7 protein-coding genes are annotated in these 6,647 nt (G+C 57.2%); 6 read left to right on the top strand and 1 reads right to left on the bottom strand.

The features are described from left to right. Positions 1-31 precede the first annotated feature (31 nt). The 4 genes from AC11WY_RS10850 to AC11WY_RS10865 all read left to right on the top strand — a co-directional run bounded on the left by AC11WY_RS10850 (position 32) and on the right by AC11WY_RS10865 (position 5,055). A complete protein-coding gene (locus AC11WY_RS10850) occupies positions 32-2,440 on the top strand; it encodes a DEAD/DEAH box helicase family protein (RefSeq protein ID WP_482925277.1) in 2,409 nt (802 codons plus the stop codon). Next, positions 2,437-2,823 carry a restriction endonuclease subunit S domain-containing protein gene (locus tag AC11WY_RS10855; RefSeq protein WP_482925279.1) on the top strand — a complete coding sequence of 129 codons (387 nt, stop codon included), beginning with the start codon at positions 2,437-2,439 and terminating at the stop codon, positions 2,821-2,823. The genes AC11WY_RS10850 and AC11WY_RS10855 overlap by 4 nt, the downstream gene beginning before the upstream one ends. A 30-nt stretch (positions 2,824-2,853) precedes the next feature. After that, positions 2,854-3,774 (top strand): IS1595 family transposase, encoded by a 921-nt coding sequence (locus tag AC11WY_RS10860; protein WP_482925281.1) that lies wholly within the window; start codon positions 2,854-2,856, stop codon positions 3,772-3,774. A 549-nt stretch (positions 3,775-4,323) separates the two neighbouring features. Beyond that, entirely contained in the window at positions 4,324-5,055 is a 732-nt protein-coding gene (locus AC11WY_RS10865) for a hypothetical protein (protein ID WP_482925283.1), read from the top strand. A 197-nt stretch (positions 5,056-5,252) separates the two neighbouring features. Here the strand turns inward: AC11WY_RS10865 and AC11WY_RS10870 are convergent, their stop codons facing one another. Continuing rightward, positions 5,253-5,486, bottom strand: coding sequence for an ECs_2282 family putative zinc-binding protein (locus AC11WY_RS10870; protein ID WP_482925285.1), 234 nt, complete (start codon positions 5,484-5,486; stop codon positions 5,253-5,255). Positions 5,487-5,611: 125 nt separating this feature from the next. On the opposite strand from AC11WY_RS10870, the gene AC11WY_RS10875 reads away from it, so the two are divergent. Next, complete coding sequence (locus AC11WY_RS10875; protein ID WP_482925287.1) at positions 5,612-6,352, top strand: restriction endonuclease subunit S domain-containing protein; 741 nt, start codon at positions 5,612-5,614, stop codon at positions 6,350-6,352. A 2-nt stretch (positions 6,353-6,354) separates the two neighbouring features. Beyond that, a complete protein-coding gene (locus AC11WY_RS10880; RefSeq protein ID WP_482925289.1) occupies positions 6,355-6,525 on the top strand; it encodes a hypothetical protein in 171 nt (56 codons plus the stop codon). The last annotated feature ends 122 nt before the right edge of the window (positions 6,526-6,647 follow it).

Below are 6,647 nucleotides of genomic sequence, written 5' to 3' on the forward strand. Positions count from 1 at the left end.
GTCGAGCTTCGGCTGACACAGGATGACACCCATGACGATGAACGAGGCCGACACCCGCTTTCACCTGATCGACCCGGTCCTTCGTGCCAAGGGCTACGCCAGCCCCGCACAAGTGACGCTGGAAACTATCCTGACGCCCCCACCGGTTGAACCGACGGGGCCCAAAGGACGCCGTCGCAAAGGGCTAGGTCGGACAGACTACCTACTTTGCGTTCACAGCAGCGGCATGCCCAAGCCGATGCCCGTTGCCGTGCTGGAGGCCAAAAAGGAAGCTGAGGATCCGCTGAAGGGTATGCAGCAGGCGAAGGCCTATGCGGATTGCGGGCGATTTGACGTGAAGTATGTCTTCGCCACGAATGGGCATAGGTACGGCGAGTTTGATTGCTTCAGCAGCCTTCAGGGTGGCCCGTTTCCTTTCCCTGATTTTCCGGCTCATCCCGACCTGACGGCCCGATATGCCAAGGACAGCGGCATTGATCTCACCAAACCCGAAGCAGCCATGCTGTTCCAGGCGGACAGTCCTGCATGGTCGCAGAGCCGATACTATCAGGATGCCAGCATTCGCGCCGCCTTCGAGAAGATCATCTTGGACCGTCAAGCCAATGTCCCACCGCGGGTGCTGCTGACGCTGGCGACGGGTGCGGGCAAGACCATCATCGCCACGAATCTGCTTTGGCGCCTGTCGCAAGCGGGCCAGCTTCCCAAACCAGCGCTGTTCCTGTGCGACAGGGACGAGTTGCGCGGACAGGCATACAACAAGCTGAAGGCTGCCTTCGGGGACAATGCGCGGATCGTCGGTACTTCGGGCGGCACCAACACGGCGCAGAATGCGCGCATCCACATCGCTACCTACCAGACTCTTGGGTTGGACGATGACGATGGGTTTGCCAGCTTCCTGACTGAGCATTATGGCAATGATGCCTTCAGCGTCATCATCATCGACGAATGTCACCGCTCCGCTTGGGGCAAGTGGTCCGAGGTGCTGCGTCGTAACCCTAATGCCATCCATATCGGACTGACCGCGACCCCGCGCAAGTTGGAGGAGTCGAAGAACGCAAGTGTCGAGGACAAGGAGATCACCGCGAACAACCGCAAGTACTTCGGCGAACCGGTCTATGAATACACGCTGATCGAGGCGCAGGAGGACGGGTACCTCGCCGCCTGCGAGATCGTCAAACGCAAGGCCAGCATCGACAGCATGGTGTTCACCCGCGAAGAAATCCTGCAGGCGGGCGTCCGTGACATCAGGACGGGTTTGCCGCTGACTGAGGAAGACCTGACCAAGTCGCACTACACGGGCAAGGACTTTGACGATGAGCTCTTCGTCGAACTGCGCACCCCCAAGATGTGCGAAGACCTTTTCAAGCTCCTTTGCGCCAACGGCGGGCCCGAGCAAAAGGTCATCATCTTCTGCACCCGGGAAATCCACGCTGACCGCGTCGCGCAACACATGGGCAACCTTTATGTGAAGTGGTGCAAGGAAAACGGGCAGACGCCCAAGGACCACTATGCTTTCAAATGTATGGGCGGTCCGAACAATGGTGCCGACATGATCGAGCCGATGCGCGGCTCCAGCGAGCGCGCATTCGTCGCCTGCACCGTGGACCTGCTGGAAGCCGGTGTAGATATCGAACGCCTCAACGCTGTGGTTTTCTTCCGTTACCTGCAATCGCCGATCAAGTTCTATCAGATGGTCGGGCGCGGCACGCGGATCCATGAGGAAACTGCCAAGTACAAATTCTGGCTTTATGACTATACCGGGGTCACTGACCTGTTCGGCACCGAGTTTATCACCAAGCCGCCGCGTCCCGGCGGTGGCGGCAAAGGTGGCGGCGGCGACGGCGGGGATGATCCAGGTGGTGGTGATCGTCCGGCGGTGGCCGAGATCGGCGGCCAATCCGTGCTGATCAACGCGCAGGGGCGCTACATTCTGGGAAGTCGCGATGGGCGTGACACGCCGATCCCGGTGGATGAATATCGCCGCGAGGTGATGACCCGCGTTTTGGCCGAAGCCAGCAACCTCGACGACTTCCGCGCGCTCTGGATCGAGCAATCCAAGCGCCGCGGGCTGATCGACCACCTCTTGGGCGACAATTTCAGCCCAGAAGTCATTCGCGAAATCGACCAGATGGGCGAGTTCGACCTCTATGACTTCTTCGGCCATCACGGTTATCACGCCAAGGCCCTGCGGCGGCCAGAGCGGGGCGCGCATTATGTCAGCGCCCACAAGGGTTGGTTTGACGGAATGGATCCCAAAGCCGCTACTGTGCTGCGAGGGTTTGGCAACCAGTTTGCCCTTGGTGGCACCGAGGCGCTGGAGACGCCGTCGCTATGGGACGTGCCTGAGATCAAACTGGCTGGTGGCCTTGCCGCTCTACGGATGGTAGGCACCCCGGTGGAAGTGATGCACGAGGCGAAGGGGAGGCTGTTTGGGGTATGAAGGTTGGCAAAATCGAATTGGGAAAGGTGGCGTGGATCGACGCCAACCTTGTTAACCCGACCCTTGCCCAATACCGGGATCTCCCCCACGTGAGCGCAGAGCATATTTGTTCCGTTACCGGCGAATTGCGCGGAGTTAAAACCGCGCTTGCAGATGGGATGACCAGCAACAAGTATCTTTTTCAGCCCGGTGACGTGCTTTACTCAAAGCTACGGCCATATCTGCGCAAAGCAGCAATCCCAGAATACGCTGGGCTATGCAGTGCTGACATGTACCCTCTCAAAGTAAACACTGAGCGGCTGCTTCCATCATTCTTCAGACTTTTGCTCGTCAGCGATGACTTTGGCGATATTATACTTGACGTACCCACCCGCAAGCCTTAGATATAAAGGGCAAGCAAGAAAGTACGCGCCATGTCCATCCTGTCCCGCCCCGAGTTTCACAATGAAGAAGCCGCGTATGCCTATGTCGAGGCGCGCATCTGGGCGAACGGTCGGACTTGCCCGCACTGCGGCGAAGCGGAGCGCACCAGCAAGATGGGCGGCAAATCTACCCGCATCGGTACTTACAAGTGCTACGGCTGCCGCAAGCCCTTCACCGTCAAGATCGGCACCATCTTTGAGGCCAGCCACGTTCCCATGAACCTGTGGCTGCAAGCGATCTACCTGATGTGCGCCAGCAAGAAGGGCATCAGCAGCAACCAGCTTCACCGTACCCTTGGTGTCACCCTGAAAACCGCTTGGTTCATGTCTCACCGCATCCGCGAAGCAATGCGCGAGGATGGCAGCATGAACTTCGGTGCTGGTGGCGGCGTGGTCGAGATTGACGAGACGTTCATCGGTCGCGAGCCGGGCAAGGAAGTGAAGCGCGGCGTCGGCCACAAGATGAAGGTGCTGACCCTCGTTGACCGCGCCACGGGACGCGCCAAGTCCGTTGTCGTGGATGACCTCAAGATCGCAACGCTTCTGCCGATCCTCAAGGCGAATATCGCCGCAGAAGCCACCGTCTACACGGACGAAGCCATGCAGTACGACAACCTCGGCAAGCACTTCGCGATGCACGAGTCCGTCAACCACGGCGCGGAAGAGTACGTGCGCGGTAACGTGACCACGAACACGGTCGAAGGCTATTTCAGCATCTTCAAGCGTGGCATGAAGGGTGTCTACCAGCATGCGAGCAAGAAGCACCTGCACCGCTACACCGCTGAATACGCGTTCCGCTACAGCAACCGGATCGCGAACGGCCCGGATGATGTGGTGCGTTCTGACCTCGCGTTGAAGGGTGTGGTCGGCAAAAGGTTGACGTATCGACGGCCTGACGGAGTAATTGCCTGACGGTGATTCTTCGGAAGGCGATGTTTTGACGTTTGACCCTGAGCAAATGCGTCTTATCGACAGGTTCCTCGCCAACCCGTCAAAAGTCTTAGACGGCTATCAACCGCACTGGATCTACGCGAAGGGCTATCAAGACCACCAACTGCCATGGCCGATCTACAAAGAGGATACGGGGTTAACTCGGGCTCAACTTCGGTTCCGCCTTCCTGATCAAGACTTCAGATATCCTTCCCTTAGTCTATTCGTACAGGGTAGAACAGTGTGTCGTCTAGATCGGGCGGACGAGGAAACATGTAAGCCAAATTCGCCCTTCGCACATCGCGTTGGACTTCCCCCCCTTGTGTGCGGGACACACATACACGATTGGACTGACAATCGGCCTTACATCGAGGCGACGAGAGTTTGGGACGTCCCCGTTCGACGGCCGGTAGGCGAACAACTTACGAACATTGATGCGATGTTCTTCTGGTTTTGCGACCACATTAATGTTAGAATCCAACCACATAATAGGCCAATCGTACTACCTGATGTGGGCCTCTGGAGCCGCGGATGCTAGATTGTGATCTTGTGCGCCTCACGATGGGCCGGTTTGATTCCTGCCAGCGAACTGCGGCTGGCATTAAGGTTGGAACTCAATGTCTCTATCCGTCGTTTGAGGCCGTCGATGTGTTCATCGTCGGCCACGGAGAGGGCCTAATCGTTCATGACGACGGGGAAGCCGCCCGCACGGCGTGGTTGTATGGGGCAGAAGACAGAACCGTACATAAGGCGCTGTCTTCCGCAGCTCAATCTTTTGGCTGCGAGGTGGCGGGAGTACAGATCAGGTCAGAAATTCCAACACATGAATGGCTATGGTCTGCCGTTGCCGCAGTGGCCAACGCATCGTCGGATGCCGCAAGGGCATCGCTAGGAAAAGTGCGCCAAACGAAGGAAATAGGTCTAATTAGAAAAACTAAGGCGATCCTCGATGCTGCTAAGTGGCGTCCGGAAACGAAACTAGACTTCTCTTACCCTGGCCGCAGCGGGAAAATGCACACTTTTGATCTATCAGTCGAGTCCGACAACAAGTTGGCTCTGATCGACGCAGTTATCCCGCACCCAACATCCATAGCGGCGAAGTACCTGGCTTTTTCTGATGCGGAGAACAGGCCTGGGCTGTATAAATACGCTCTCTACGACGACGATCTATCGCAAGAAGATAAGTCGCTAATTTCAAATGTCGCCGATCTCATTAAGTTTAAGGCAATCTCTGGAACCGATGGCAGATTTCTCATCCAATAAAACTCAGCTTAACCGTTTCAAGCAAGCCGCCCGCGAGGCCGAGGCCGACCGGTCCGATGACGCGTTAGATCGCGCGTTCGGCAAGCTGGACTTGACGCGGAAGCCTGAGCCGAAGGACGACAAGAAGGACAAGTGAGGTATTGAGGTACCTCGCGCCGTGTGGTATTATGATACCTATGGCAGAAATCAGAGAAATGCTATTTTTCCGTCCAGCCCTTGATGCCGCTGATGGCATTGTCGATCATGTCATCAACAATCCTAGACGCCCTGTTCATAGCCTCGGCTTCAATGTCTCCATACCGACCGAACACAGCCCCGCAATCTTTGCACTTGGCAATGTCGTCGTCGGTGTAGTCGTCGGGCAATTCAAGGGACGCGGGGCTGGCCCCGCATGAAATGCAGGTAAACGTAATTTTGATCTGATCTGTCATCGATATCCCCCGTCATCCCTAGCGGAGAGCCTGACACCTCATACCCGATTCCGCAATGGGTACGTCAAGTATAATATCGCCATGACTTTACTTCGTATGCCAACGAGGAGTCTGCGCGGTCCAGAATGCCGAAATTGAACCGCGAGCAGCTTTTCGGTTACAAGTTTGTACTTCCGAACCTTGATTTCCAACGCGCCGTGGAGCGTGCGACAGCAGCAAAGCAGGCTGAGATGGAAGTGGCGCGTCGGGCTGCGCGCGAGCAGTTGAACGAAATAACTAAACTTGCAACGGCGATCGTAACCGAGAGCATTCGCAATGCCCCGACAAAACCTCACTTGCTCGGCGACGTCCTCGACGAGGTCAAGAATGGCATCGGTGCGGGTTGGGCTAACCATCCTGTTCTTGGTGCCACCCGAGACGGTCTCGCCCCCGCCAAGGAACAGCCCGGCAAGATGGCCCCCAAATACAAGCCCGTCACGCCCGGCACTGTCTTCTACAACCCGATGCGCATCCTGATCGGCTCCATCGCCTTTGTGGACGACGACGACACGCCGGGCATTACCAGCCCCGACTATGTCGCCCTGCGCGGCAAACCGGGCCGAGTGGACAGCCGCTGGTTCTATTACTGGCTGCGCTCCTATCTGGGTGCGCAGTGCATCCTGTCCCTTGCTCGTGGGGCGGTACGCGAACGCATGCTGTTCAACCGCCTTGCCGAAGGCAAGATCGACCTGCCCAGCCCTGAGGTACAGGAAAAGGCATCGCGCGCACTGCTGGAACTGAAACCCCTGCAACGCGCCCTGAAATCCAAACTGGCCGAGATTGATTTGCTCCCGCAAAAGATCCTTGCCCAAGCATTCGAGATGTAAAGATGGCCCGACCCAAGAAAGAAAAGAAGCCTAGGGCTATTGCCTCGACCCAGTCGCTTTCCGCCTTTGTCAAAGGCATCTGCGATGTCATGCGCCGGTCCAACTGTGCCAGCGCCCTGCAATATGTGCCGGAACTGACTTGGATCCTGGGCACCTCGAAAAATTGCGCCTGATCTGACGGCGGTGTAGATATTGGGTCAGCATTGGACGGAGGCCGGTTGTCATGGCGCAGATGGGTTTCTTTGATCTTTCAGATCGTTACGCGAGCCTGGATGCGAAGAAGGACCCGCTGGTC

The organism is Solirhodobacter sp. (assembly GCF_964715405.1).